The organism is Streptosporangium sp. NPDC023615 (assembly GCF_040640155.1).
Classification (GTDB): Bacteria; Actinomycetota; Actinomycetes; order Streptosporangiales; family Streptosporangiaceae; genus Streptosporangium.
This window is the reverse complement of sequence record NZ_JBFABE010000003.1, coordinates 215,623-242,614: the sequence shown is the minus strand read 5'-3', so window position 1 is coordinate 242,614 and position 26,992 is coordinate 215,623. Positions and strand designations below refer to the sequence as shown.

Below are 26,992 nucleotides of genomic sequence, written 5' to 3'. Positions count from 1 at the left end.
TTTCCAGCGGCGAGACTAAAAGATGGGAATTGCCGGTTGACTGGAATAATCAACTATTTTGGCTGGTCAGCCGGGGGTGCACACGAAGGCGAACGGCCTCTCCCCGATCCGGGTGAGAATGACCGTCGCGGATTCGCCCCCGGAGAGCCGGAGGTCTTTCCTGAGCCGGTCGACGTCCACCGCGGAACCGCGTTTCTTGATCGTCACGTTCCCGGTGCCGCGCTCGCGGAGCGCCGCCCTCAGCCGCTTGAGCGAGAACGGCAGCGTCTCGTGGACCTCGTACCGCGACGCCCACGGCGTGGCGACCGCGTCGTCGGCGGTGATGTAGGCGATCTGCGGGTCGAGCAGGCGCCCGCCGACCGAGGCGGCGATCTCCGCGACCAGGTGGGCCCGGATCGCCGCGCCGTCGGGCTCGTAGATGTAGCGGCCGGCCGGGCCGGTGGAGGGGGCGCCGAGCGCGGGGTCGGGCGTCATCGTGACGCCGGACGGCAGCAGCGTGGCCCGGCGCGGCACCGTGCCCGCCAGCGCGCCGCACCAGATCACCGCCTCCTTGACGTCGCCGCGCCAGGAGACCCACTCGGCCTCGGCGCGGGCGGGCACGAGATCGTACGGGATGCCGGGGGCGACCTTCAGGCAGGCGGCCCGGGCTCGGGAGACCATCTCCAGCACCGCGGGCCAGGGCGGGGAGTACCCCATGGGGTCGAAGGTCCTGCCCCGGGCCGTACGGCGGGCGGGGTCGGCGAACAGCACGTCGAAGCCGGCCGGGTCCAGCGCGGAGGCGTCGGCGGCGCGGACCGTGACCCGGTCGCCCAGTCCCAGCGCGTCCGCGTTGGCCCGCGCCACCGCGGCGGTGAGCGGGTCGGCGTCCACCGCCTCGACCGTGCACCCGGCCCTGGCCAGGGCCAGCAGGTCGCCGCCGATGCCGCAGCAGACGTCGGCGACGCGCGAGCCCGCCGGGACGCGGCGGGCCCGGTGGTCGGCGACCTCGCGGCGGGTGGCCTGCTCCAGGCCGGTCCGGGTGAAGTACATCAGGCCGGCGTCGGCGCCGAACTTCTCCGCGGCGCGTGCCCTGAGCGCGGCCTGGGTGAGCGCCGCCGACGTCAGGTCGGCGTCGTAGGTCCGCCTCAGCCGGGTCACCGCCGCCACCGGGTCGTCGCCGGCGGTCCCGGCCGCGGCGGCGAGCGCCTCCTGGCCGCGCGGGGTGAGCAGTTCCCGGAATGCGTCGAGATTCACACCGGCCGACGCTACCGCCTCCCCCCACGGGCCTCACGAGGGGTTTTCCTCCTGGTTCGTCTTCCGCTCCAAGCGCAGAAGGGCGCTTCGTGTTGACTGTCAAGGCCTCCTTGCATACTGTTCCGTATTGGCACTCTCCCCGTGAGAGTGCCAAATCAATGCGACGAGGCAGGTCTGACACCCGCGACGGCAGACCGCTGGTCGCCTCTTCTAGATCGTTCACATCTGAAGGGGAGGTCCGACGTGACGACCGCCACCAAGGTTCCCGTTAAGCCGCTCGGCGACCGCATCGTGGTCCAGCCGCTTGAGGCCGAGCAGACCACCGCTTCCGGTCTGGTCATCCCGGACACCGCCAAGGAGAAGCCGCAGGAGGGCAAGGTCCTCGCGGTTGGTCCCGGCAACTGGGACGACGCAGGCTCGAAGCGTGTTCCGCTCGACGTCAACGAGGGCGACGTGGTCCTCTACAGCAAGTACGGCGGCACCGAGGTGAAGTACGGCGGCGAGGAGTACCTCGTGCTCTCCGCCCGCGACGTGCTCGCCATCATCGAGAAGTAGATCTCGCTTCACAAAAAGATGACGTATCGAGCCCCGGGTCGCGACAGCGCCCGGGGCTTTGATGCGCCGACGTACTTATAGAGAGGATTGTCATGCCGAAGATCCTGTCGTTCGAAGAGGACGCGCGCCGAGCTCTCGAGCGCGGCGTGAACGCTCTCGCGGACGCGGTCAAGGTGACGCTGGGCCCGCGTGGTCGCAACGTCGTCATCGACAAGAAGTTCGGTGCGCCGACCATCACCAACGACGGCGTGACCATCGCCCGCGAGGTCGAGCTGGAGGCGCCGTACGAGAACCTCGGCGCGCAGCTCGCCAAGGAGGTGGCGACCAAGACCAACGACGTCGCCGGTGACGGCACCACCACCGCGACCGTCCTGGCCCAGGCCATGGTCCGCGAGGGCCTGCGCAACGTGGCCGCCGGCGCCCAGCCGCTGTCCCTCAAGCGCGGCATCGACATCGCCGCCAAGACCGTCAGCGACAGGCTCATCGAGTCCGCCCGCCCGGTCGAGGACAAGAAGGAGATCGCGCACGTCGCGACGATCTCCGCGCAGGACGCCAAGATCGGCGAGCTGATCGCCGAGGCGTTCGACAAGGTGGGCAAGGACGGTGTCATCACCGTCGAAGAGTCCAACACCATGGGCCTGGAGCTGGAGTTCACCGAGGGCCTGCAGTTCGACAAGGGCTACCTGTCGCCGTACATGGTGACCGACCAGGAGCGCATGGAAGCGGTCCTGGAGGACCCCTACATCCTGATCACCCAGGGCAAGATCTCCTCGGTGGCCGACTTCCTGCCGCTGCTGGAGAAGATCGCGCAGACCAAGAAGGCCCTGCTGGTCATCGCCGAGGACGTCGAGGGCGAGGCCCTGGCCGTCCTGGTCACGAACAAGATCCGCGGCACCTTCACCTCGGTCGCCGTCAAGGCGCCCGGCTTCGGTGACCGCCGTAAGGCCATGCTGCAGGACATCGCCATCCTCACCGGTGGCCAGGTCGTCAGCGAGGAGATCGGCCTCAAGCTGGAGCACGTCGGCGTCGAGGTGCTGGGCACCGCCCGCCGCGTCGTGATCACCAAGGACTCCACCACCGTCGTCGACGGTGCCGGCGAGGCCACGGCGATCGCCGACCGCGTCAAGGAGATCAAGCTCGCCATCGAGCAGTCCGACTCCGACTGGGACCGCGAGAAGCTCCAGGAGCGTCTGGCCAAGCTCTCCGGCGGCGTCTGCGTGCTCAAGGTCGGCGCGGCCACCGAGGTGGAGCTCAAGGAGAAGAAGCACCGCCTGGAGGACGCGATCTCGGCCACCCGCGCCGCGATCGAGGAGGGCATCGTCTCCGGCGGTGGCTCCGCGCTCATCCACGTCTCCAAGGCCCTCGACGACCTGGGCCTGACCGGGGACGAGGCGACCGGTGTCTCGATCGTCCGCAAGGCGCTCGTCGAGCCGGCCCGCTGGATCGCCGAGAACGCCGGCCTCGAGGGTTACGTCGTGACCGCCAAGGTCACCGAGCTCTCCGCCGGCCAGGGCTTCAACGCCGCCACCGGCGAGTACGGCGACCTGATCGCCCAGGGTGTCATCGACCCGGTCAAGGTCACCCGCTCGGCCGTCCAGAACGCCGCCTCCATCGCCGGCATGCTGCTGACGACCGAGGCGCTCGTGGTGGACAAGCCCGAGGAGGAGGCTCCGGCCGCCGGCGGCCAGGGCCACGGCCACGGCCACGGTCACTGATCCGCCGTCCGCTCCCGCGCGGCCCGCGTCCCCTCCGGGGGGCGCGGGCCGTTCGTGTTCCGCCGTCCGGTGGTAAACCGAAAGCGACCTCAAAGCGTCACGGGGCGTCTTCCGGTTTGGAAGATCCAAAATACTTCTGCCAATAGTCGCCGCATTCTGGCGGTCGAGGGAAATATTCCTACATACCGTAGTCGGTATCGTCGCCTTTTGATTACGCGGGGTTATCGCCGCATCAATGTGACCAATCCGTAGCCGTTTGCCATGACGACAGGCACTACCGGGGCGGGCATCATGCCTAACGTGACCGAGGGATGCGTCGCCGACGCCAAAAATGGGGTGAGGCTTGCGACGAGGTCCGATGGGGTCGCCCACAGGGATGATCTCAAGGATCTGACAAGCCTCGCCGTTCAGGGGGATCGCACCGCGATCGAGGCTCTGATCGCGCAACTGCGGCCGATGGTCGTCCGTTACTGCCGTGGTCGTCTGGGCCGGGTCTCCGGTCAGTATCACATCGCGGACGACGTGGCCCAGGAAGTCTGTATCGCGGTGCTGTCCGCACTGCCCCGCTACCGTGACATGGGGCGACCGTTCGCGTCCTTCGTCTTCGGCATCGCGTCCCACAAGGTGGCCGACGCGCTGCGCAGCTCCGTGCGTTCCGCCGTGCCCACCCAGGACCTTCCGGACGGGCCCGACGAGGGGCCCGGGCCGGAGGAGACGGTGGTGCGCTACATCGAGGCCGAGCACGCCCGCCGGCTGCTGTCGAGGCTGCCGGACAACCAGCGGGAACTGCTCATGCTCCGGGTGGTGTCGGGCCTTTCCGCCGAGGAGACCGGTAATGTACTTGGTATGTCACCAGGTGCGGTTCGTGTCGCCCAGCACAGGGCGCTGGCCAGGCTTCGGGCGATGGCGGAGCTGGAGTCGATAGCTTGACCGCGGAGCCGCTGAGCAGGGGCCGCGAGCGGAGACCCGAACCGCGGGACGGGGCTCGCGAGGACCCGGAGCGAGAACGATCATGACAACGGTTCACCCGCGCCGTCCGGCTCGCCGGTACGGGCCGGACGAGGATCCGGCCGTGACCGAGACCGAGGCCGTCATCGAGGCGCTCTCCCGCAGGGCGCCGGTCCCCGGTCCGCAGACCCCGAGGACCTCGAGGACCCCGGACGCCGCGATCGCGCTACTGGCCGCCCTGGCCGACGACGTGGATCAGCGGTGTTCCTCGGTGTCGATCACACCGTCCACGTAACCCCGGGCGTACTCCCAGCTCACGTAGTCGGTGGGGTTGGGCTCGTAGGCCGGTTCGTGGACCTGCGGCTGGCCGTTCTCGATCATCTGGCGCAGGTTGCCGCGGAGCAGCTCCCAGTCGAAGTAGTGCTGCTCACCGCATTCGGGACAGTCGAGCACCAGGCCGAGCACGCCCTGCGGCTCCAGCAACGAGCGGAAGACCTCCACGTCGGCGAGGTCGGTCATGGCCTCGTCGCGCTCGTCCGTGGTGAGCGGCTCGGGGTCGTCGGGATCGCCCAGCGCCGCCGCCGGGTCGTCGGGGTCATCCGCGAACGGGTCGCGGGGGACATCGTCGAGCACGATCCCACCTTATGGCCTGGATGTGACAGAGAGGCATGGAACTGCACGAGTACGGCGCTCCCGGGCGGGGCGGACCCCGCCCTGGTCAGGGCGCGGGCCCCGTCCTGACCAGGGCGGCTCCCGTCCCGGCGGGGGCGGCTCCCGGGCGCGGGGGAGCCGGGGACCCCGGGGCCCGGGAGAGCCGGCCGGACGCTCCGCGGGCTCCGACCGGCAGGACGGCCCGCGCACCCGGGACGGGCGGGCCTGAGGTCCTCCGCCCGGGAGAGGGGCGGGAGAGGCCCGGGAGAGGCCCGGGAGAGGTCTAGGAGAGCCAGCCGCGCCGGGCCGCCTCCACGCCCGCCTGGAAGCGTGACTGCGCGCCCAGTTCGGCCATGGCGTCGGCGAACCGGGCCCGCACCGTACGGACCGAGACGCCCAGGTGCCGGGCGATCGTCTCGTCCGGGACGCCCTGACCGGCCAGGCGCAGCACCCGGATCACGACGTCGTCGCGGTACGTCCAGGGCAGCGGGGACGCGCGGGCCCACAGCTCCTCGAAGAACGAGCCGAGCGCGGCGACCACGACGGGAGCCCGGACCAGGTGGAAGTTGTAGGCGTTCTCCGCGAGCGTGCCGCCCCACTGGGACGGCATGCCGGCGGCGTCCTCGCCGGCGACCAGGAACCAGCTCGGCACCGCGTCGAGGGTGCGCACCTGGGCGCCGGCCCGCTCGAACCGGTCCAGCTTGTCGCGCAGACCGGGGATCTCCAGCGTGTGGACCGGGATCACGACCCGGCAGGAGAGCAGACCCGCGTGCTGGGCGCCGATCCACTGGTCGGCGTAGCGGTGCGCGAAGTCGCTCATCGTCCGGCCGTCCGGGATGGCCGACACCAGCGTCAGCGGCGGGGCCTGCACGGCCATCCCGATCACGCTCTCGTAGAACTCGTCGGCGCCGCCGACGGCCTCCACCGGGAACCGGCCGCTCTGGTAGTCGTGCCCGGCGTCGTACTGGTGGATGAAACCGCGGATCGACCCGAGCACGCGGTCGATCCCGCGGCTCTCGGCGGCCAGCCGGTCCAGCCTCTCGGCGATCAGGTGGCCGAGGGCGGCGGCCGGGTGACGGGCGAGGTACTCGCCGCCCTGCTCGTCGACCACGCCCAGCCGCACCAGGGTGGCCAGCTCGCGGGCGGTCGACTCCGGTGAGCCGTCGGTGGCCTGGACGAGGTCGGCGCGGGTGGCGCGGTGCAGGCGCAGGACCGCGTTGTACAGGGTCGTCTGGGCCGGGGTGAGCCCCAGCGTCTCCAGCGGACCGGCAGGACCCGGTGGACCGGGTGGTGCGGACAGGGCGGGCGGGGTGGATGTGTCAGGACGCATCAGTGAGGGACTCCTGCAGAATGACACGGGGGTCTGGCGAGAATAGCCCGGTGAATCATCCCTGTCCGGGCGTTGCTCCTACCGGCATGCCGCCGTGTGCAACTTCGTGCAATTGCACATTTCCCCATTGCCGGGCGAACCCACCGTGACGCACCCTTGACGCAGCGTCGGTACCGGCGCGGACGACGCCGCCACCCGGATACGGAGGGGGGTCCGGTGGCGCCCAGGCGCTTCGCGACGGTACCGGTGATCCGGGGGACCGAGCGGGTCACCGACCGCTCGGCCCCCCGACCTCTCCTCGCTCCCGGCCCCTTCTCGCCCGAGGTCCCTCCTCGATCTCCCCGTCCCCCGGAAAGATCTCCCTCCGCCCCCGGAAAGGCCGTCTCTCCCCTCCCCGCCGCCCGCTCAACCCTCCCGGCGGCGTGCTTTTCCCCCGGGGGCGGCCGGGCAGGTGCCAGACTCTAAACTGTGAGCCGGGGGTCGGCGCCTTTCCCCGTCATGAGAGCGCCGTGGCAGGAGGGTTGCTGATGGCCAAGTTCACCGAACCGGGGCTCACGTACGACGACGTGCTCCTGGTCCCCGCCTATTCGGACCTGCAACCGGGTGAGGCCGAGACCACCACCCGCCTGTCCAGGGGCATCACCCTGAGGATCCCGCTGATCTCCGCGGCGATGGACACGGTGACCGAGGCCCGCATGGCGGTGGCGATGGCCCGTCAGGGCGGCATCGGCGTCCTGCACCGCAACCTCTCGATCGAGGACCAGGCCCAGCAGGCCGACCTCGTCAAGCGCTCCGAGGCCGGGATGGTCACCAACCCGGTCACCTGCTCGCCGGACGACACCCTCGCCGACGTCGAGCGCCTCTGTGCCACGTACCGGATCTCGGGCGTGCCGGTGACCGACCGGACGGGCGTGCTCGTCGGCATCGTCACCAACCGCGACATGCGCTTCGAGACCGACCAGAGCCGCCCGGTGCGCGAGGTCATGACCCCGATGCCGCTGGTCACCGCCCCGGTCGGGGTCTCCACCGACGACGCGTTCGACCTGCTCAGGCAGAACAAGATCGAGAAGCTCCCGCTGGTGGACGCCGGCGGCAGGCTGCGCGGGCTCATCACCGTCAAGGACTTCACCAAGAGCGAGAAGTACCCGATGGCGACCAAGGACGCCGACGGCCGGCTGGTCGTGGGGGCGGCCGTCGGCGTCGGCGGCGACGCCGACAAGCGGGCGTCCGCGCTGATCGAGGCCGGGGTCGACGTGATCGTGGTGGACGTCGCGCACGGTCACTCCAAGGGGCTCGCCGACATGATCGCCAAGATCAAGGCGAACAGCCGGGTCGACGTGATCGGCGGCAACATCGCCACCCGCGCGGGCGCCCAGATGCTGATCGACGCCGGAGCCGACGCGGTCAAGGTCGGGGTCGGCCCCGGCTCCATCTGCACCACGCGCGTGGTCGCCGGGGTCGGTGCCCCGCAGGTGACGGCCATCCACGAGGCGTCGCTGGCCGCCGCCCCGGCCGGGGTGCCGGTGATCGGCGACGGCGGTCTGCAGTACTCGGGCGACATCGTCAAGGCCATCGCGGCCGGGGCCGACTCGGTCATGCTCGGGTCGCTGCTGGCCGGCTGCGAGGAGTCCCCGGGCGAGCTGATCTTCATCAACGGCAAGCAGTTCAAGTCGTACCGGGGGATGGGGTCGCTCGGCGCGGTCCGCAACCGCGAGCGCGGCGGCACCTCCTTCAGCAAGGACCGCTACGCCCAGGCCGACGTCGGCACCGAGGACAGGTTCATCCCCGAGGGCATCGAGGGCCAGGTCCCCTACCGGGGCCCGGTCGCCGCGGTGGCCCACCAGCTCGTCGGCGGCCTCCGCCAGGGCATGTGGTACGCCGGCTGCCGTACGGTCGCCGACATGCACGAGCGGTGCGAGCTGATGCCGATCACGTCGGCGGGCCTGAAGGAGAGCCACCCGCACGACATCCAGATGACGGTCGAGGCCCCCAACTACCACGGTCGTTAGAGCAGCGGCGGGCACGGCGCGCGTGGGAGTCACGACGCGCGCCCTGTCCGCATGAACGGGAAAGACAGGCATATGACTCAGGTGGAGATCGGCCGCGGCAAGAACGGCCGTCGTGCCTACGCGCTCGACGAGATCGGCATCGTCCCGTCGCGCCGGACCCGCGACCCCGAGGAGGTCTCGATCGCCTGGCAGATCGACGCCTACCGCTTCGAGCTGCCCGTCGTGGTGAGCCCGATGGACAGCGTGGTCTCGCCGCGGACGGCCATCGAGGTCGGCAGGCTCGGCGGTCTGGCCGTGCTCGACCTCGAAGGGCTCTGGACGCGGTACGACGACCCGATGCCGCTGCTGGAGGAGGTGGCCGCGCTCAAGGGAGACCCGGCCACGAAGCGGCTCCAGGAGATCTACAACGCGCCCATCAAGGAGGAGCTGATCGGCCGCCGGATCGAGGAGATCCGCGCCGCCGGGGTGGCCACGGCCGTCCGGCTCTCCCCGCAGCGCACCGTCCAGTACCACAAGGCCGTCATCGACGCGGGCGTGGACATCTTCGTGATCCGCGGCACCACGGTCTCGGCCGAGCACGTCTCCGGCAGGGCCGAGCCGCTCAACCTCAAGCAGTTCATCTACGAGCTCGACGTCCCAGTGATCGTCGGGGGGTGCGCCACGTACACCGCGGCGCTGCACCTGATGCGGACCGGCGCGGCCGGGGTGCTCGTCGGCTTCGGCGGCGGCGCCTCGCACACCACCCGCACGGTGCTGGGCGTGGTGGTGCCGATGGCCACCGCGATCTCCGACGTGGCCGCGGCGCGCCGCGACTACATGGACGAGTCGGGCGGGCGCTACGTCCATGTCATCGCCGACGGCGGCATGGGCACCTCCGGTGACATCGCCAAGGCGATCGCGGTGGGCGCGGACGCGGTCATGGTCGGCTCGCCGCTGGCGAGGGCCTCCGAGGCTCCCGGCCGGGGCTTCCACTGGGGGTCGGAGGCGCAGCACCCGGAACTGCCCCGGGGCAAGCGGGTCGAGTTCGGCACGGTCGGCACGCTGGAGCAGATCCTGCAGGGCCCCTCCTCGGTCGCCGACGGCTCGATGAACCTGATGGGCGCGCTCAGGCGCACCATGGCCACCGCCGGGTACTCCGACCTCAAGGAGTTCCAGCGCGTCGAGGTGGTCGTCGCCCCCTACGTCACCTGATCCGCCCACGCCCCCGGCCCGTCCCCGCGACGCCTCCGGGGGCGCCCCGTCCCACCTGGGCGCCCGCACGCCGGCCGGGGACCGGCCCGTGCCCGCCGGGCCGTGACCCGGCGGGCGGCCCGGCGGGTCAGCGGGGCTCGGTGATCCAGGAGCCCCGGCGCATCACCCCGGAGACCTCCAGGTCACCGGAGAGCACCACCAGGTCGGCCTGCTTGCCGACCGCCACCGAGCCCAGGCGGTCGTCGAGGCCGAGCACCCTGGCCGGCGTCAGGGACGAGATCTCGGCCGCCTCGTTGAGCGAGAGCCCCACCTCGCGCACGGCGCGCCGGAACGCGACGTCCATGGTCAGGGTGCTGCCCGCGATGGCGCCGCCCTCGGCCAGCCGGGCCACCCCGTTGACCACGTTCACGCTCATCGGGCCGAGCCCGTAGACGCCGTCGCCCATCCCGGCCGCGGCCATCGCGTCGGTGATCAGCGCGGTCCTCGCGGGACCCGCCGTCGTGAAGGCCAGGCGGGTCATGGCCGGGTGCAGGTGGACGCCGTCGTTGATCAGCTCGACCGTGACGCGCTCGTCCTGGAGCAGGGCGGCGATCGGCCCGGGATCGCGGTGGTGCAGCGGGGGCATCGCGTTGTACAGGTGGGTCGCCACGCTGCCGCCCGCGTCGATGCCCGCGATCGTCTGCTCGTAGCTCGCGTCGCTGTGGCCGAGGGCGGCGATCACGCCGTTCGCCACCGCCTCCCGCACGGTGTCCAGCGCGCCGGGCAGTTCGGCGGCGAGGGTGACCATCCGCACATGGCCCCGTCCGGCCTTGAGCAGCCAGGTGAGCTCCCGGGGCGAGGGCTCGCGCAGCAGGGCCGGGTCGTGCGCCCCGCACCGGGCCGAGGAGATGTAGGGCCCCTCGAAGTGGATCCCGGCCAGCAGGCCGTCCTCGCACAGGCCGGCGAGCGCCGACGCCGCCGAGGCCAGGTCGTCCAGGGTGGCGGTGACCAGGCTGGCGACGAGCGTGGTGGTGCCGTGCAGGGCGTGCAGGTCGGCCACCAGCCGCGCCTGCGCGGGGTCCCCCGAGGGGAAGGAGCCGCCCGCCCCGCCGTGGTTGTGGATGTCGACGAAGCCCGGCACGACGTACCGGCCGGCCAGGTCCAGCCCCGGCCCGGGGGCGCCTCCCTGACCGACGTGGGTGATGCGGCCGTCCTCGATGGTCAGCCAGCCCTCGTGGACACCGTCGGGGGTCACGACGCGGGCGCCGGCGAGTGTGATGCTCATGGCCCCATCCTTCCGGGTCGGCGAACGGACCCGTTCCCGGCCCGCCCGGCGGGGCGCTTTTGTCGGGGACGATCTCTAGTCTCCGGCCCATGACGAGTGTGACCCGGGCGGCGCTCGCCCGTACCGCCGTGGAGACGGCCCCGTGACGGCCTGGCAGGAGGTACGTGACCTGGTCGTCGCAGGCCGGACCGGGGCGCTGGCGGGCCGCGTGGCCGCGTTGACCGAGGCCGAGCGCGCCGAGGTGGCGGGGCGGCTGCCGGACTTCCTCGGGGAACTGCGCGACACCGCCGCGCGGGCGGCCCGTGAGGGGTGGAGGGCCGATCGCGACGCGGACGAGGAGGGTGAACCGGACGCCTGGGAACGGGCGGAGGAAGAGGCGATCGTCCGCGAGACGGTGGGCGACGCGCTCGCCGGGCTCGTGGCGCCGTTGCGCGTCGTGGGGGCGGGCACGATCTCGGGCCCCGCCGCCGTGGTCGCCTGGCTGACCCGCCGCGAGCTCAACCCCCGCTGGGCGCCGCAGCCCGATCCGGCCGACGTGATCCGCGTGACGGCCGGCCGTCCCGCCGCCTGGCGGGCCGACGTGGCGAGCCGGCTCTGCCGGAGGATCGGCAGGGCGAACGACCGCACCGCCCCGCTGGCGCTGGCGCTGCTGCGGGCCTGCGGCGGCGAGCCGCCCGGGCACGACCCGCTCGTGGTCGCCTGGCTCTCCGCCGGGCCGGTGAACGGCGACCCGCTGATCGGCCCCCTGCTTCCGAGGATCTTCGAGGCGGAGGGGGCGGGCCGCGTCCTGTGGGAGGAACGCCTGACGCCCGCGCCCACCCGGTGGCTCTCCCTGATCCGGAGGCTCCTGGCGACCGGCCGGGTGTCGCGCGAGGAACTTCTCGACGGCTGCGTGAGCCGCTTCCTGCGCGGAGGCGACGCCGTCGACCTGCGCTTCTTCGTACGGCTGCACGAGATGATCGACCCGACGCCCCAGGAGGCGGCCGCGCGGACACGCGACTACCTGCGGCTGCTCCCCGCCGCCCCGGGCACGGTCGCGGAACTCGCGCTCGCGCGGGTACGCAGTACCGGCCCGCGCACCGGCGGCACCGGCGGCACCGGCGGTACCGGCGGTGCCGAGGGCGTCGGCGGTGCCGACGTCGCCGAGGCGATCGGCGCGCTGACCTTCCGGGCCGAGGTCAAGCTGGCCCGTGCGGGCCTGAGCTGGCTGGCCGAGGAGGTGAGGCGGGCGCCCGCCCGCGCCGACGGGCTGGCGCCCGCGCTCGCCGCGGCGTTCGCGCACGCCTCCTACGAGGTTCAGGGGCGCGCGGCCCGGCTCGCCGTCAAGCACGCCGCCGCCTTCGGCACGGGCTCGGCGGTGATCGCCGAGGCCGTCCCCCTGCTGCCCGCCGCGCTCGGCGCGCGGGTGGCCGCGACGTTCGGGGGCGAGACCGCCCGGGAGGAGGCGCCGGAGCGGTTCATCCCCGCGCCGCTGCCCGCCCTCGCCGAGCCCGGCCGGTTCCCGGCCCCCACCCTGGACGTGGGCGGATGGGATTCGTGCGGCTGGGTGGCGTGCGAGCGGTGGCTCGCCGGCTTCGTCGAGCAGGCGGCGGGCGACCGCCGGACCCTGCGCGAGAGGCTGCTCCCCGTCTTCGGTGCCTCTCACCCCCACCTGTACTCGACGGAGCGGTGGCTCGACCCCTACCTCTGGATCGTCGCCCTCGCCAAGGAGGTGATCGCCCCCGGGTCGGATCCCGGCGTGCCCGATCCGGAGCCCGTCGATCCCCGGGCCGGGGCGGGTTTCCCGGTGAGCGCCCTGGCCGTGTCGGCCGGGGAGCAGGGCGAGGAGCGGGAAGAGGGGCAGCGGGAGCGGGAAGGTGAGCCCGGAGGGATGTCCGGCGGGTCTCCCGGCCGGGCGCGGGAGGAGATCTTCCACCGGCTCGAGGAGGCCGAGGTCTCCGTCGAGGGGGTGAGGGTGATGCGCAGCGGGCTTTCCGCGCTCCTGTCCGGCCTCGGCGAACGAGAGTTCGGCATGGAGGTCGGCTTCATGGGCTCGCGCTCGCCGTTCGGCGGGTCCGGGGCGCCCGGCCCCGCGGCGGGGTCCCGCCGGCGGGGACGGCTGCCGGAGCCCGGGTCGGTGTCGCCGCCGCACATGTTCCTGCTGCGTCGGCTCAGCGAGCTCCACGTGGCGCTGAGGGAGGGGACGCTGCCTCCCGTCCTGCTGGCGACGCCCACGACGACGACCGGGCACCTCGACCCCGGCACGCTGGTGGACCGGCTGGAGACGTGCGCGGCCGCGGGGGTCGAACCGCCGGCCGCCGATCTGGGGCAGGCGCTGCTGCGACTGCCGAGGGGGAGTCACCCCGCCGCCGCCGGGCGCGCCGCGCGGGTGGGCTCACGGGCCGCGGCGTCGCTCGCCGCCTGGCTGGCCGCGGGTGGCCTGCCCGACCCGGAGGCGGGGGTGAGGTGGGCGTACGTCAAGGACGCCCGCGAGCACCTCCTCGAGGATCACGAGGTGTGGCGGCCCGGCCGGGTCCGGGTGGTCCCGGTGGTGCGGACGGGATCGACCGGGCACGACCCCGCCGGCCTCGAGGGTCACGAGGTGCGGCAGACCCGCGAGGTCCGGCCGGTGCCGGTGCTGCGGGCGGAGCCGACCGGGCACGACCTCGTCGACGAGCTGCTGCACGCGCCGCCGAGGTGGTGCGGGGAGGGGCACGGGCGCACCATGAGCTGGTGGCCGGCGATCCTGCCGTCGCACCGTGAGGTCGTCTCCGTCAACTACCTGCCCCTTCTGTTCCACCGGTGGGACCGGCCGGGGGTGCGTCCGTCCCACCTGGGGACCCTGGCCGAGGCGGAAGGCCCGCCGGGGGAGGCGACGGCGCTCGTCCTGGCCTACTTCCTGGCAGGGGGGCATCCGGAGGCGGTGTCGTCGCTGTTGCGGATGGCGGCCCGCGGGGACCTGCCCGCCGAGGCGGTCGGCCGCCAGCTCGCGCTCCTGATCCGCCGCGCCTGGTTCACGACCCGTCCGGTGCTGGCTGCCCTCGACGACGCCGCCCGCCGGGGAGGACACGAGCGGGTCTGGACGATCCTGGCGGGCATGCTGCCGGTGCTGCTGCCCGGCGAGGGGGAGCGCCCCACCGTCGTCCACTCGGAGGCGGTGGCGTTCGCGGCCGACGTCGCGGCCTGGGCGGGGGCTCGTGGCGAGATCCCGGCCGTGTCGGCCCACGCGGCGAGCGGCCGCGGCAGCCGCTTCGCCCGCGAGTGCGCACGCCTGCGCGACCGCCTCCGCTGACCGTGGCCGGGGTTCGGCCGGACCGTGGCCGGACCGTGGCCGGGCCGTGGCCGGGCCTTTCGCGTCGGTGGGCGGCCGGTCGGTCCGATCCTCCCGGTGGGCGGCCTGACCGGTCGTGTGGTCCACGGTCCGGCCCGCGTCCCTTCGCGAGGAAGGGCTCAGCGGCCGTCCTCCATGAGGGCGAGGTAGCCGTCCTCCAGGGTCGGTTCGGCCGGGAGGGCGGCGGGGCCGGGGGCGGCGGGGGCGATGACGCGGTAGCGCGTCCCGGTGCCCTCGGGGACGGCGGCCACGACCCTGCCGGTCGCGGGGGCGGGGCCGGCGGTCGTCAGCGTCCACACCCTGTGGTCGGCCCGCGAGACCAGTGCGCCGACGTCCCCGGTGAAGGCCAGGCGTCCCCGGGCGAGCACCGCGAGGAACCGGCAGGTCTGCGCCACGTCCTCGACGATGTGCGTGCTGAGCAGGACCGTGCGGTCACCGGCGAGCCGGGAGAGCAGGATGCGGAACCGGATCCGCTCCTCGGGGTCGAGGCCGGTGGTCGGCTCGTCCACGACGAGCAGGCGGGGGTCGGCGAGCAGCGCCTGCGCGATGCCGACCCGGCGCAGCATGCCGCCGGAGAAGCCCTTGAGCCTGCGGTCGGCGTCCTCGGTGAGCGCGACCACGTCGAGCAGCTCACCGATCCGGCGGCGGCGGGCGGTGCGGGAGTCCATCCCCTTGAGCAGCGCGATGTAGTCCAGGAACCGCCGCGCCGTCAGGTCGGGGTAGACCCCGAGGTCCTGGGGGAGGTAGCCGAGCGTCCGCTGCACGGCGAGACGGCCGCCGGAGGTGGCCAGGTCGTGCCCGCCGGCGCGGACCGTCCCCGAGGTGGGTCTGAGCAGCCCGGCCAGGATCCGCATGAGCGTGGTCTTGCCCGCCCCGTTGGAGCCGAGCAGGCCGTACATGCCGGTCGGCACGTCGAGGTCGAGCCCGTCGAGGGCCCGCACGCCGCCCCGGTAGGTCTTGGTCAGGCGGGAGATCTCGATGCGCATGTCAGGACTCCGTCCGGATGGCGTGCAGGCGGGCGAGGAGGAGGAGAAGCGCCGCGAACCCGAGCATCACGCCGATCCACAGCCACGCGACGGCGGGGCCGGCCTCGGGCCGCAGGAAGTCCGGCGGGGCGTCGGGCCAGGGAGGGTAGCGCCCGTGGCCGGGCGGGACGATGAGGTGGGGGGCCGGTTCCGGTACCGGCTCGTAGCCGAGAAGGCCGAAGACCACGTACTCGGCGCCGGGCGACAGGACGCTGTCGCTCAGCGTCGGCATGACGCTGGCCGGGACGACGCTCCCCCAGAACCAGTAGGCGACGAACAGCATCTGGAACGGCACCGACGACATCAGCAGGGGGCCGGTCAGGGCGAGCGCCCCCGCCATGAGCAGCCCGGGGACGACGGCCAGGACGAGGATCGCCCCCGCCCAGCCCAGTGCGGCGGGCTCGCCCTCGGTGATCGCGTAGACCACGGCCCGGCCGGTGTGGACGAGCGCGAGCGGTACGGCGGTGGCCGCGCAGACGCCCAGGTACTTGCCGATCAGCCGGCCGGTGCGGCCGGCCGGGGTCGCGTTCAGGATCTCGCCGACGCCGAGCCACCGGTCGCGGACGAGCCGGTCGGTGATCAGGCATCCGTAGACCATGGGCAGCAGGCTCATGATCAGGGAGGTCGACACGACCACGGCCGTCTTCGGGGCGTCCCCCAGCTGTCCCAGGTTCGGGTTCAGGTACAGCGGGAGGAAGCCCGCGACGGTCGCCGCGTAGGCCAGCCCGTAGACGATCCACAGGGCGGGACGGCGGATCTGCATGTGGAACTCGTAGCGGAAGGTCGCGATCATGCTCTCTCGTCTTCGGGACGTCGCCCGGGGGCGCCGGACGGGGTGGACCACCGTGGGTCTCGCGATCCGCGGGCCGCCCGGGGCCGCCGGGCGGGGGCGGGTGGCCCGGGGGCGCCGGGCGCGGGGCGGGGCGTCGTTGGGGTTCATGGTCTGCGGGCCGGGCGGGCGCGCCGGACGGGTTCACCCGCACCGGCGGCGGCCACGGCGGCGAGCGTCAGGGCCAGGGCGAGCCCCATCGTGGCCGGGCCGGTCGTCCAGAGACCGCGGAGGCCGTCCGGCAGGGGCAGGCCTCCGGCGGCCAGCGCCTGGAGGATCCAGACGGCCAGCCCGGCACCCATCGCGCCCGTGGGGTTCCAGCACACCGACAGCAGCAGGCTGAGCGCCGCGAGCACGGTCATGGGACCCAGCCAGGTGGTGATCAGCGGCACCAGTCCCCCCGCGGCGGGGCCCTCCGGGAGTGCCGTCATCGCCGCAGAGACGAGCAGCGCCAGCGCCAGGTCGTAGCCGAACACCAGCGTCACCCGGGCCAGCAGGACGACGCGCGGCGAGACGGGCGTGGCGGCGACCACCTCGAAGGCGTCGTCGTTCTCGGGGCCGTACGCCATGGCGGCGCCCGCCATGGCGACCAGCGAGACGACGAGCGAGAGCACGGCCCCCGCGGCCCGTCCCTGGGCCAGGACGAAGAGGACACCGGCCACCATGATCAGCGCGGAGGCCGGCCAGATCGCCGGATGCAGCAGCCGGGCCTCCATCGTCAGCAGCGCCCACGCCCGGTACGGCCCGGGGACCGCGTCCGGCGGCCCGGCCGGCTCCGCGTCGCCCGGCACGGGCCGGGACAGGGCCGACCGCGCCAGGACGGCGGAGACGATCCCGGGGCCGGGCGGATCGGGGATGCCCTCGTGGAACCCCCGCAGTTCGGGCGGGTCGGGGGGCCGCCACGGCTCAGGACGTTCGTTCATCGACGTACCCCCTCAGGGTCGCTCGGGCGTGGTGCAGGCGGCTCTTGACCGTTCCGACCGGGATCTCCAGCACCTGGGCGATCTCCCGGTGGCCCAGGTCGCCGAGGAAGGCGAGCACGACCACCTCGCGCTGGGCCAGCGGCAGCCGTGCCAGCGCCGCCCGTACCCGCTCCTCGCCGACCGCCAGCTCCTCGGGGCCCGGCAGGGGGTCGGCGGCGTCGGGCGGTTCGGCGGCCGGGGGAGGCGGGGCGCCGCGGAGCCGGTTGTGCGCCTGCCTGCGCGCCACCCCGAACAGCCAGGTGCTGACGCTGGAGCGGCTCCGGTAGGTGCCCGCCGAGCGCCACACGGCCAGCAGCGTGTCCTGGAGGATCTCCTCGGCCGTGCCCCGGTCGCCGGCGAGCCGGTAGAGGAAGGAGAACAGCGGCCTGGCGTACCGCTCGTACAGGGCGGTCAGCGCGGCCGCGTCGCCGTCGGCGACCCCGGCCAGGAGGCGCGCGTCCTCCCGGCTCCGGGCGGGCCGTCCCACGTCACCGGCGGGCCGTCCCGTGTCGCCGGCGGGCCGTCCCGCGTCACCGGAGCGGCGCGGCGTCATCTCCTCGGCACCCCTGTTCATGACGGGTGGGTAGCGACCACCGTGGCCGGAGGTTCACGTGATCTCGCCGGGACCCCTGGGAGACGTCCCCGAAGGCGGATTCGCGCTGTTCACCGTGGTTGTGACGGGAATCTCGCCCGGCGTTTCCTACTGGCCGGTAGTGGTGCCTAGGGTAGATGGGTAGATACATCACGTAAGGCGACAAGCCGCACCCCAGGGGGTTGCACATGACGGCGCGAATGGGCACCGGACGGCTCGGTCCTGCCGAGCGAGCCGCCGCACTGGCGCAGATGAGCGCCGAGGAACTCGACGTGGTGGTGATCGGAGGTGGGGTCGTCGGGGCGGGGGTCGCGCTGGACGCGGCGACCCGGGGACTGTCCGTGGGGCTGGTGGAGGCGCGTGACTTCGCCTCCGGCACCTCCTCCAGGTCGTCCAAGCTGATCCACGGGGGGCTGCGCTACCTGGAGCAGCTCAACTTCGACCTGGTCAGGGAGGCGCTCCAGGAGCGCTCGCTGCTGCTGCAGCGGATCGCCCCGCACCTGGTGCGGCCGGTGCCGTTCCTGTTCCCGCTCAAGCACCGGGGCTGGGAGCGGCCCTACGTCGGCGCCGGCCTGGTGCTGTACGACACCATGGGCTTCTCCTTCGGGTCCGGCCGGGGCATGCCCGGTCACCGGCACCTGTCGCGCAAGCGGGCGCTGCGGCTGGCGCCCTCGCTGCGCAAGAGCGCCCTCACCGGCGCCGTGCAGTACTGGGACGCCCAGATCGACGACGCCCGGCACGTGATGACCACGCTGCGCACGGCGGCCATGTACGGGGCCAGTGTGGCCTCCAGGACGCAGGTGATGGGCTTCCTGCGCGAGGGGGAGCGGGTCACCGGCGTCCGGGTGCGCGACCTGGAGAGCGGCGGCGAGCTGGAGATCCGGGCCCGCCAGGTGGTCAACGCCACCGGGGTGTGGACCGACAACCTCCAGGAGATGGTCGGCGGGCGGGGGCAGATCCACGTACGGGCCTCCAAGGGCATCCACCTGGTGGTGCCGCGCGACCGGATCCACTCGCTCACCGGGATCATCCTGCGCACCGAGAAGTCGGTGCTGTTCGTCATCCCCTGGGGCCGTCACTGGATCATCGGCACCACCGACACCGCGTGGGAGCTGGACCGGGCCCATCCGGCGGCGTCGCGTTCCGACATCGACTACGTCCTCGACCACGTCAACGAGGTGCTCGCGGTCCCGCTCACCCGCGAGGACGTCGAGGGCGTCTACGCCGGGCTCCGCCCGCTGCTGTCGGGGGAGTCGGAGGAGACCTCCAAGCTCTCCCGCGAGCACGTGGTGGCGCACCCGGTGCCGGGGCTGGTCATGGTCGCCGGAGGAAAGTACACGACGTACCGCGTCATGGCGAAGGACGCGGTCGACGCGGTGGCGCACGGCCTGGACTACCGGGTCCCGCCCTCCTGCACCGACCGCATCCCGCTGGCCGGGGCCGAGGGCTACCAGGCGCTGTGGAACTCCCGCCACCGGCTGGCCCACTCCTCGGGCCTGCACGTGGCCAGGATCGAGCACCTGCTCCAGCGGTACGGGTCGATGATCGACGAGGTGCTGGCGCTGATCGAGGAGGACCCCTCGCTGGGCAAGCCGCTGACCGGGGCGGACGACTACCTGCGGGCGGAGGTGGTCTACGCGGCCACCCACGAGGGCGCCCGGCACGTGAACGACGTGCTGACCCGGCGCACGCACATCTCGATCGAGACCTTCCACCGGGGCCTGGCCGTGGTGGAGGAGGCCGCGCGGCTGCTCGCCGGGCCGCTGGGCTGGGACGACGACCAGGTCAAGCGCGAGGTGGAGTACTACACCAAGCGCGTGGAGTCCGAGCGCCTCTCCCAGGAGCAGGACACCGACCAGGAGGCCGACGCCATCCGCCTGGGCGCCCCGGAGATCGTGCCGGTGGCGACCCCGGAGACGCACCCGGTCTGACCGGGATCGGGAACCGCTCGTCCTCGGGACGCGCCCGGTCCGACGCGCCGGGAACGCGCCCGCGTCCGGCGCGTGAGGACGTGAGGAACGGAGGCGGCCCCCGCCGGGGAGGCGGGGGCCGCACCCGTCTCGCGGGGGCACCCGCCACGGTGGCGGGTGCCCGTACGGGCTAGCGGGTGAACGCCTGGAACTCGGCGGCGCGCAGCTGGTCCCTGGCGGGGTTGGCGGTGGCGCAGTCGGTGAAGGAGTTGGGGTCGGCGTCCTGCTCACCGGCGTAGAGCGGGTTGCCGGTGCACTGGGTGGAGACGGCCCGCAGGGTCAGGTGGGTCGCCGTGGTGGTCGGGATCTTGAAGGACTTCATGATCAGGTCGGCGCCGCGGGGACGCGGCCGGCGGGTCTGGAAGGCGTCGGACGGGCTGGTGTAGACGACCGAGAAGGACGCCGGCGAGGAGCAGTCCTTCTTGGTGGCGTCACAGGCCAGGACCTCGAAGGCGCGCAGGGCGGTGAACCGGTTCTGGGCGCCGGGGTCGGCGGTGTCGCCGGTGTTGGGCCGGAGCATGGCGCTGACCTGCACCCGGCGGACCTTCACCGGGGCGGTCCCGGCCAGGTCCACGGTGACGGCCTTGCCCTTGACCGGCGCGGTGAGCGAGGCCCAGTTCGTCGCCTCGGTCTCGTCGATCAGCAGGGCCTGGTTGACGCCGTCACCGGCCGCGGTGGCGCCCAGCGCCGCCGAGGCGACGTTCTTCGGCACCGACACCGGCAGCGGCAGCTTCACGCCCGGCAGCACCGCGAACTTCAGCCGGGTGTGACCGTAGCCCTTGCCCGCGACCACGAAGTCGTAGATCCCCGGGGTCATCTTCACGGTGTCGCCGAGCTCGGTCGCGGGGTCGGTGTCGGCCACCGGCACCACGCGGCCCTCGTAGTGGCCCACGTACAGCCGGAGCGCGGCGCCCTTGGCCTCCAGCAGAGGCTTGAGCTGGAGCTCGCCGTTCTTGCCGGACGGGTTGACGAAGCTGGGCGTCGGGTCGGCGTCGTTCGCCCCGGCGCTCGCCGCGCCCTCACCGAGGCCGTGCTCGGCGAAGGCCCGCCACATGATGCCCTGGTTGGCCCCGCCGAAGCGGATGGCGTCGGCCGCGAGCAGCGCGTCGCGGTGGTCGACGTAGCTGACCGCGCCGGAGGCCATCAGCAGCAGCGCGTCGAAGGAGAGCTGGGCCCAGCGCCGGTTGCCGGGGCACTGGTCGAGCGGGGTCGCGCCGTCGGCGCACGCCTTCTGCCTGGCCGGGGTGCCCTGGCCGTACTTCTGCACGAAGGCCTTGCGCACGTCGAACTGGGTGGCCGACCAGATCTCGCCGTCGGCGTGTACCTGCTGCCCGACGAGGTCGTAGGCGATGTCGCTGTAGTTCAGCGGCGAGTTGGACATGTCGTAGTTGCGGATTCCGGCCTTCTTGTCGCCGGTGACGTAGCCGCCGGTGACGTACGGGGTGTCGCCCGCGGGGCGGAAGCCGTACTCGGCCAGGTACTCCATCGCCAGCAGGTCCGAGGTGCTCTCGTTCATGGCCCCGGCCTGGGCGCCGCTCCATCCGGCGTTCGGGCCGCCGACCATGCGGCCGGAGATCGCGTGGGTGTACTCGTGGCCGATGACCGACATGTCGTAGTCGCCGTCGACGCAGGGCGGGTAGAACGCGCCCGCGACCGGCTGCCAGAGGTACATGTTGGTGATGGGGGCGACCCCGTCGGGGCCGGTGATCTGGTTGGCGTTGTCGCGCACGCTGAGGTCCCTGGCGCCCGCCTGGGCGTTGCCCTGCTCGGGGTCGCCGTCCAGGCCGCCGCGCTCGCCGTTCTCCTGCTGCATGTTCCACGCGGTCTCGGTGAAGCCGAGCCGGTAGGACCAGTCGTGCATGCGGTTGTGCATGACGTGCAGGTTGGTGATGGCCGCCTCCAGGTCGGCCTCGCCGGGCTGGTCCAGCGACGCCGGGTCGCACTTGGCCGTGTACCACTTGTTGGTCCACGGGTAGGCGTACTCGCGGCTGGGCGTGTTCACGTTGCTGCGGGTGCCGACGCTGTACGGGTCGGCGCTGGCGCGGTTCTCCACGGTCTTGGCGGCGTTGCCGATGCTGGTGAACGTGGGGGTGCCGGCGACGTGGTCGAAGTCCCAGGGCTTGCCGGTGGCCGGGTCGGCCCCGATCACGTCGCAGCCGGGGCCGGCGATGGAGCACCACGTGGCGCGGGTGTCGGTGGAGGAGTAGTCGGCCGGGGGGTTGGCCGGGAACGCCTTCCAGCGGGGGTCGTCGGGCGCGGAGTGGTGGTCGACCAGGTTCTCGCGGGTGAGGATCTCGCCGCTGACCGCGTCCACGTGCGTGGTGTACGCGGCGGGGTCGCCCTTGCCGCCGCCGATCAGGACGACCTGGAACGCGTTGTGCGTCCCGTCCGGCGCGGGCACCGCCACGGCGGTGGCCTTCTTGACCGTGGCCGTGGCCAGGTCGATCCCGCCGTCCCTGGCCGCGGCCTCCAGCGCCTGCTGCTCGGTGATCCGGGCGGCGGGGGGCGCCTGCGTGGAGCGGGAGAGGGTGGAGGTGACGTGCAGGACCTTGCCGTCCTTCACGCCGACCACGACCTGCCCGTCCACGCCCGCGGGCAGGCCGCCGAACTTCTGCCTGAGCAGTACGGCGTGCCCGCCCCCGACGGGGTTGGCGGCGATCTTCTCCAGGGCGTCCACGGCCTCGCCGGAGAGGCCGAAGAGGTTCTCGTTCGCCTTGAGGTAGGCGCGCGCGGCGCGCTCGGGGTCGGCGCCCAGTCCCTCGGCGAGGGGGGCGGAACCGGTGACGACGGCGGGTGTGCCGAGAGCGTTCCAACGGACCGTCGCGGTGCTCGCCATCGATCGGGCGGACGCCGACGGGGGCGCGACGCTGCCGCGCCGGTTGTCCAGGTCGGGCTTGGCGCCGTGTTCGGCCTGGAAGTCGAGAGCCTTGGGGGGCTGCCCTCCGGGCTCGCCCTGGGCGATTCCCGGAAGGGAGAGAGAAAGCGCCGCCGTCGCTGCTGCGACGACGGTGAGGCGTAACCGGGGGTTGGTCGGCACCGATCCTCCTGCGCAGAGATGGCCGTCGTTGGCCATGGCACACGCGGCACGCGTGTGTTGCGCAAGAGGTAACACCTATTCAAGTGACATGACAAGATATTGTAAAGAGGGGTATGTGGGTGTAATAGGGGCCTTATGGGGACGGGTGAGACGCGCCCCGGCGGGCGGGCCGGAGCGCGGTCCCACGGTTCGGAGCGCCTGTCAGGAGAACGGGATCCAGGCCCGTTCGGCCAGGCCGTCCAGGGTGTTGACCTTGAGGCCGAGGTCGGAGAGCGTCCACAGGTCGTCGCCGATGACGACCGAACGGCGGATTCCCGGGTCGTAGGGGACGAAGCGGGTGTCGTTCGCCTTCTTGGGTCCGGGGTGCAGGATCGTGCCGACCCGGGTGATCGCGGTGTCGTCGATGTCGAGGACCAGGGCGGCCCCGGTGGTCGGCTCGCCGGCCTTCCAGGAGCTCAGCGGGAGGACGGCCGTGCCCGTCCTCGGCCAGTACAGGAAGGCGTGCGGGTCCCACTCGGCCTCGGAGCCGGAGTCCTTCTGGAACATCTGCGACAGGCGGCGCGGGGCGGCCGGGTCGCCGACGTCGAACAGGGAGACCTGGGTGCCGAGCGTGCGGCCCTGCTCGCTCGCCTCCTGGCCGACGCCGATCAGCCGTCCCTCGCCCGCCGGGTGCAGGTACGCCGAGTAACCGGTGATCTTCAGCTCGCCGGTCGTCCTCGGCGCCGCCGGGTCGCGCAGGTCGAGCGTGTAGAGCGGGTCCACCTGCCGGAACGTCACCACGTAGCCGGCCGGGCCGATGAAGCGCACCGAGTAGATCCGCTCGCCCCGCCCGAGCCCGCCGACCTCACCGGTCCTGGCCAGGGTGTCGGCGTTCAGCACGTAGACGGCGCTGGAGGTGTTCGGCGCGCCCGGCGGTTCGACGGCCGGGTCGACGGCGGGGTCGGGGGCCGTGGTGGTGGGGGTGGCGGGGGTGGCGGGGGTGGCGGGGGTGGCGGCCGGGTCGGTGGACGCGCCGGTGGAGGGGCCGGTGGACGGGCCGGTGGACGGGGTGGTGGACGGGGTGGCGGGAGAGGCGGTGGACGGCAGGGTCAGGGTGGTGGCGACCCGCAGGTGCCCCTCGTGCTCCGACAGGGAGTACTGGTTGAGCAGCCTGCCCGGCACCTTGCCCGACGCGACGTAGCGCGGCGCGCCGGCCGCGGTGACGTCGAACCGGTGGATCTCGGTCTCCTCGGGCGGCTCCACCGGCCCGGTCGGCTCGACCGGCGGCGTCACGGTGGCGGTGAGGGAGGGGCCGGGGGTCCCCGGCGTCACGGACAGGCCCGGCGTGACGGCCGGGGGCTCGGCCGGGACCGGTGAGGTGACCGACGCGCTCGGGGCCGGCGCCGGGGAGGCGGCGGACGCGCTCGGGACCGGTTCCGGCAGCAGGGTCGGCTGCGGGTCGAGGCCGCCGGCGGCGCCCGGGACCGCCGGGGCGTCCGGCGTGCCGGTGGCGGCCGTCGAGCTCGCCGGAGTGGCCGGGGACGCCGGGGACGCCGGGGACGCCGGGGACGCGGTCGGTGTGCCGGGGGTGGCCGGGGCGGCGGTGGGAGTGGTGGTGTCCGGGGCCATCGAGGCGTCGTCGACGATCATCGGCTCGATCGGCAGGGGGGACCACCAGCGCGGGTTGCTGGCCACGTACAGGCTGGAGCCCGTCCCGTAGACGGTGTCGCCGTCGGCGACCACGCTGATCGGGGCCGTGTCGGTGAGCGCGCCCGCCAGGTCGAGGGTGTGCACGGTCAGCATCGACGTGCCGGTGTACTCGGCGGGGTGGCTGACCCGCTCGCATCCCACGGTGCGCTTGGAGGCCGTCCCGCCGGGGGGCGTCAGCTCGTAGCGGGGCAGCCACGCCTCGATCGGCGCCTTGGCGACGACCTCCGCGTTCCGCCGGGTCCGCTCGTTCTCCGGCACGTCGCCGTGGTCGGGGAACTCGATCCGCGGTTGGCTGCGCACCACGAGCCGCACGGTCGAGCCGACCATGCGGGCGTCCACGTGGGAGCCGTCCGGGGTGAGCGAGCCGATCACCTTCGGCTTCCCCGACAGGTCCACCAGGACGTAGTGCGGCCCGCCGGTCGCCGCGCGCTTGGACGTCGCGCCGAGCGGGACGATCCCGCCGCCGGAGAACAGCACCAGCGCCCGGTCGCCGTCGACCAGCAGATCGGCCGGGGCCCACGCCTGCTCGGCGTTCACCAGCCTGAGCGTGCCGGTGATCTTCCTGGTCGCGGCGTCCACCACCCGCAGCACGCCGCGGTTCACGGTGACCACCCGCTCGCCGTCGGTCTTGACCAGGTCCGGCTCGTCCACCCCGGCCTCGTGCACGTTCGTGGTGGAGTGCTCGGGCGCCCCGGCCCCGCGCTTGGCGGAGCCGGCGGCGTCGCGCGCCTCCGCGTACAGGACCGGCGGGGCGCCGATGCCCCACGGGCCGACGTTCCTGACCGTGGCCGCGCGCAGCCCGGCCAGCATGTCGTCGCAGCCGCCGTAGGCGACCAGCTTGACGGCGCCCAGCCTGACGGTGCCGGGCCCGGCCGGTTCCGTACGCCCCGCGCCGCCACCGGTCCCCGACGGCGTGCACGCGGTGGCGAGCAGGGCGGCGGCCAGGGCGGCCGCGCAGGCCGCGCCGGCCGTGCGCATCGATGTCCTCATGCCCCTACGACGGATCGGGGGGCCGAGCGGTTCAACACGTCGTCGGATCGCGGGGCGGGCGGTTCGACGCCTTGCTACCGGTTGGTAGCCATGGCCGGTCTTCGCCGATTACCCTGCGAACATGGTCGTTCCCCCCGAACTGACGCGGGTCCTCTCCCCCCGCATGATCGAACGCGTCGTCCGGCACGTGACCTCCGCCGGCAAGACGGAGGAGATCGTCGCGCCGTTCACCGGCGAGGTCCTCACCGAGATGCCCGTCTCCACCGCCGAGGACGTCCACGACGCCTACCGGGTCGCGCACGAGGCGCGGCGGGCGTGGGCGGCCCTGCCCGCCCGGGAGCGGGCCGAGCCCTTCCTGCGCCTGCACGGCGCCATCCTGGACCGCCGCGACGAGATCCTGGACATCCTGCAGTGGGAGACCGGCAAGGCGCGCAGGCACGCCTTCGAGGAGGTCCTCGACGTCGCGGGCTGCACCCTGTACTACGCGCGGCGCGCCCCCGGCCTGCTGGAGCCCGACCGGCGGATCCCCTTCATGCCGCTGGCCACCAGGACGGTGGAGAACCACCGGCCCAAGGGGACGGTGGCGGTGGTCTCGCCGTGGAACTACCCGCTCTCGCTCGGCGTCAACGACGTCGTCCCGGCGCTGCTGGCCGGCAACACCGTGGTGCACAAGCCCGACACCCGGACCGCGCTCTCCACGCTCTGGACGATCGACCTGATGGTCTCCCTGGGCATGCCCAGGGAGATCTGGCAGGTCGTCCTGGGCGAGCCCGCCGAGGTGGGCGACCCGCTGATCGAGAACGCCGACTACGTGGCGTTCACCGGCTCCACCAAGGCGGGGCGCCGGATCGCCGAGCAGGCGGGCAGGCACCTGATCGGCTGCTCGCTGGAGCTCGGCGGCAAGAACCCGATGCTGGTGCTCGACGACGCCGACCTGGACCTGGCGGCCCAGGGCGCGCTGCGCGCCTGCTTCACCAACGCCGGGCAGCTCTGCCTGTCGGTCGAGCGGCTCTACGTCCACGACTCCGTCCACGACGCGTTCGCCGACAGGTTCGTCCGCCAGGTCGGCAACATGAGGATCGGCGCCGGGTTCGACTGGAACCTGCAGATGGGCTCGCTCTCCTCCCGGCGGCAGCTGGAGGCGGTCACCGCGCAGGTCGACGACGCCGTGGCCAAGGGCGCCCGGGTGCTCGCCGGAGGCCGGGCGCGTCCGGACCTGGGGCCGTTCTTCTACGAGCCCACCGTGCTGACCGGCGTGGACGAGAGCATGGAGCTCTGCCACGCCGAGACCTTCGGGCCCGTCGTGGCGCTCTACGCCTTCGGCGACGACGACGAGGCGGTCGAGCGGGCCAACGACACCGCCTACGGGCTCAACGCCTCGGTCTGGACCCGCGACGTGGCGCGCGGGCGCGCCCTGGCCGCCCGCATCGACGCGGGCACCGTCAACGTCAACGAGGGGTACGGCTCGGCCTACGCCTCCTACGACGCCCCCATGGGCGGCATGAAGTCCTCCGGGCTGGGCCGCCGCCACGGGACCGAGGGCCTGCTGAAGTACACCGAGTCGCAGACCGTCTCCAGCCAGGCGTCCTGGCTGGGCTTCGAGCCGGTCCTCGGCATGACCTACGAGCGGTACGCCGACACCCTGGTGGGCGTCTTCAAGACGCTCAAGGCGCTCCGGCTGAAGTGAGGCCC

The 26,992-nt window shown here is 73.2% G+C and carries 19 protein-coding genes; 9 read left to right on the top strand and 10 right to left on the bottom strand.

The genetic code is table 11. From position 1 onward, the window contains the following. Positions 1-66: 66 nt before the first annotated feature. Complete coding sequence (locus tag AB0G16_RS03950; RefSeq protein WP_362798177.1) at positions 67-1,233, bottom strand: class I SAM-dependent methyltransferase; 1,167 nt, start codon at positions 1,231-1,233, stop codon at positions 67-69. 243 nt (positions 1,234-1,476) lie between these two features. Between AB0G16_RS03950 and groES the strand changes: the two genes are divergently transcribed. The 4 genes from groES to AB0G16_RS03930 all read left to right on the top strand — a co-directional run bounded on the left by groES (position 1,477) and on the right by AB0G16_RS03930 (position 4,746). After that, complete coding sequence (gene groES, locus AB0G16_RS03945) at positions 1,477-1,788, top strand: co-chaperone GroES (RefSeq protein ID WP_362798174.1); 312 nt, start codon at positions 1,477-1,479, stop codon at positions 1,786-1,788. Positions 1,789-1,880: 92 nt separating this feature from the next. Continuing rightward, on the top strand, positions 1,881-3,503 hold the full coding sequence (groL, locus tag AB0G16_RS03940) for a chaperonin GroEL (protein WP_362798171.1): 1,623 nt from the start codon (positions 1,881-1,883) through the stop codon (positions 3,501-3,503). A 291-nt stretch (positions 3,504-3,794) separates the two neighbouring features. Continuing rightward, entirely contained in the window at positions 3,795-4,433 is a 639-nt protein-coding gene (locus AB0G16_RS03935; RefSeq protein WP_344889898.1) for a sigma-70 family RNA polymerase sigma factor, read from the top strand. 142 nt (positions 4,434-4,575) lie between these two features. Next, entirely contained in the window at positions 4,576-4,746 is a 171-nt protein-coding gene (locus tag AB0G16_RS03930) for a hypothetical protein (RefSeq protein WP_362798168.1), read from the top strand. Here the strand turns inward: AB0G16_RS03930 and AB0G16_RS03925 are convergent. Next, the gene (locus AB0G16_RS03925) at positions 4,707-5,084 is read right to left on the bottom strand and encodes a DUF5319 family protein (protein WP_362798165.1); all 378 of its coding nucleotides are present in this window, start codon (positions 5,082-5,084) and stop codon (positions 4,707-4,709) included. The two genes, AB0G16_RS03930 and AB0G16_RS03925, sit on opposite strands and share 40 nt — an antisense overlap. Before the next feature lie 301 nt (positions 5,085-5,385). Then, entirely contained in the window at positions 5,386-6,432 is a 1,047-nt protein-coding gene (locus tag AB0G16_RS03920) for a helix-turn-helix transcriptional regulator (RefSeq protein WP_362798162.1), read from the bottom strand. A 527-nt stretch (positions 6,433-6,959) separates the two neighbouring features. Here AB0G16_RS03920 and guaB point away from each other — a divergent pair. Both guaB and AB0G16_RS03910 read left to right on the top strand, forming a co-directional pair. Continuing rightward, the gene (gene guaB / locus AB0G16_RS03915) at positions 6,960-8,441 is read left to right on the top strand and encodes an IMP dehydrogenase (protein WP_362798158.1); all 1,482 of its coding nucleotides are present in this window, start codon (positions 6,960-6,962) and stop codon (positions 8,439-8,441) included. Positions 8,442-8,513: 72 nt separating this feature from the next. Beyond that, entirely contained in the window at positions 8,514-9,632 is a 1,119-nt protein-coding gene (locus AB0G16_RS03910) for a GuaB3 family IMP dehydrogenase-related protein (RefSeq protein WP_362798155.1), read from the top strand. Between the two features lie 127 nt (positions 9,633-9,759). Here AB0G16_RS03910 and nagA read toward each other — a convergent pair whose 3' ends face one another. Continuing rightward, entirely contained in the window at positions 9,760-10,896 is a 1,137-nt protein-coding gene (gene nagA, locus AB0G16_RS03905) for an N-acetylglucosamine-6-phosphate deacetylase (RefSeq protein WP_362798152.1), read from the bottom strand. A 142-nt stretch (positions 10,897-11,038) separates the two neighbouring features. Between nagA and AB0G16_RS03900 the strand changes: the two genes are divergently transcribed. Continuing rightward, entirely contained in the window at positions 11,039-14,167 is a 3,129-nt protein-coding gene (locus AB0G16_RS03900; protein ID WP_362798149.1) for a hypothetical protein, read from the top strand. Between the two features lie 158 nt (positions 14,168-14,325). On the opposite strand, the gene AB0G16_RS03895 is transcribed toward AB0G16_RS03900, so the two are convergent. From AB0G16_RS03895 to AB0G16_RS03880, 4 genes are all read right to left on the bottom strand, one after another. After that, positions 14,326-15,192, bottom strand: coding sequence for an ABC transporter ATP-binding protein (locus tag AB0G16_RS03895; RefSeq protein WP_362798146.1), 867 nt, complete (start codon positions 15,190-15,192; stop codon positions 14,326-14,328). Between the two features lies 1 nt (position 15,193). Next, complete coding sequence (locus tag AB0G16_RS03890) at positions 15,194-16,024, bottom strand: ABC transporter permease (RefSeq protein ID WP_362798143.1); 831 nt, start codon at positions 16,022-16,024, stop codon at positions 15,194-15,196. 143 nt (positions 16,025-16,167) lie between these two features. Beyond that, positions 16,168-16,983, bottom strand: a complete 816-nt coding sequence (locus tag AB0G16_RS03885; RefSeq protein ID WP_362798141.1) for a hypothetical protein — start codon at positions 16,981-16,983, stop codon at positions 16,168-16,170. Next, positions 16,967-17,596, bottom strand: a complete 630-nt coding sequence (locus AB0G16_RS03880; RefSeq protein ID WP_362798138.1) for a sigma-70 family RNA polymerase sigma factor — start codon at positions 17,594-17,596, stop codon at positions 16,967-16,969. Before AB0G16_RS03880 ends, AB0G16_RS03885 begins: the two co-directional genes overlap by 17 nt. A gap of 206 nt (positions 17,597-17,802) precedes the next feature. Here AB0G16_RS03880 and AB0G16_RS03875 point away from each other — a divergent pair, with 206 nt between their 5' ends. Beyond that, positions 17,803-19,545 carry a glycerol-3-phosphate dehydrogenase/oxidase gene (locus AB0G16_RS03875; protein ID WP_362798135.1) on the top strand — a complete coding sequence of 581 codons (1,743 nt, stop codon included), beginning with the start codon at positions 17,803-17,805 and terminating at the stop codon, positions 19,543-19,545. Positions 19,546-19,714: 169 nt separating this feature from the next. Here the strand turns inward: AB0G16_RS03875 and AB0G16_RS03870 are convergent, their stop codons facing one another. Beyond that, entirely contained in the window at positions 19,715-22,621 is a 2,907-nt protein-coding gene (locus tag AB0G16_RS03870) for a M36 family metallopeptidase (protein ID WP_362798132.1), read from the bottom strand. Positions 22,622-22,822: 201 nt separating this feature from the next. Then, positions 22,823-25,288 carry a beta-propeller domain-containing protein gene (locus AB0G16_RS03865; RefSeq protein WP_362798129.1) on the bottom strand — a complete coding sequence of 822 codons (2,466 nt, stop codon included), beginning with the start codon at positions 25,286-25,288 and terminating at the stop codon, positions 22,823-22,825. Between the two features lie 133 nt (positions 25,289-25,421). Here AB0G16_RS03865 and AB0G16_RS03860 point away from each other — a divergent pair, with 133 nt between their 5' ends. Further along, positions 25,422-26,987, top strand: coding sequence for a succinic semialdehyde dehydrogenase (locus AB0G16_RS03860; RefSeq protein WP_362798126.1), 1,566 nt, complete (start codon positions 25,422-25,424; stop codon positions 26,985-26,987). Positions 26,988-26,992 lie beyond the last annotated feature (5 nt).

Bases quoted from the DNA above. Each gene is read 5' to 3' on its own strand.
- AB0G16_RS03885 (WP_362798141.1), bottom strand. From the start codon at position 16,983: ATGAACGAACGTCCTGAGCCGTGGCGGCCCCCCGACCCGCCCGAACTG.
- AB0G16_RS03920 (WP_362798162.1), bottom strand. From the start codon at position 6,432: ATGCGTCCTGACACATCCACCCCGCCCGCCCTGTCCGCACCACCCGGT.
- guaB (WP_362798158.1), top strand. From the start codon at position 6,960: ATGGCCAAGTTCACCGAACCGGGGCTCACGTACGACGACGTGCTCCTG.
- AB0G16_RS03875 (WP_362798135.1), top strand. From the start codon at position 17,803: ATGACGGCGCGAATGGGCACCGGACGGCTCGGTCCTGCCGAGCGAGCC.
- AB0G16_RS03865 (WP_362798129.1), bottom strand. From the start codon at position 25,288: ATGCGCACGGCCGGCGCGGCCTGCGCGGCCGCCCTGGCCGCCGCCCTG.
- AB0G16_RS03890 (WP_362798143.1), bottom strand. From the start codon at position 16,024: ATGATCGCGACCTTCCGCTACGAGTTCCACATGCAGATCCGCCGTCCC.
- AB0G16_RS03910 (WP_362798155.1), top strand. From the start codon at position 8,514: ATGACTCAGGTGGAGATCGGCCGCGGCAAGAACGGCCGTCGTGCCTAC.
- groL (WP_362798171.1), top strand. From the start codon at position 1,881: ATGCCGAAGATCCTGTCGTTCGAAGAGGACGCGCGCCGAGCTCTCGAG.
- AB0G16_RS03860 (WP_362798126.1), top strand. From the start codon at position 25,422: ATGGTCGTTCCCCCCGAACTGACGCGGGTCCTCTCCCCCCGCATGATC.
- AB0G16_RS03895 (WP_362798146.1), bottom strand. From the start codon at position 15,192: ATGCGCATCGAGATCTCCCGCCTGACCAAGACCTACCGGGGCGGCGTG.
- nagA (WP_362798152.1), bottom strand. From the start codon at position 10,896: ATGAGCATCACACTCGCCGGCGCCCGCGTCGTGACCCCCGACGGTGTC.
- AB0G16_RS03880 (WP_362798138.1), bottom strand. From the start codon at position 17,596: ATGAACAGGGGTGCCGAGGAGATGACGCCGCGCCGCTCCGGTGACGCG.
- AB0G16_RS03935 (WP_344889898.1), top strand. From the start codon at position 3,795: ATGCCTAACGTGACCGAGGGATGCGTCGCCGACGCCAAAAATGGGGTG.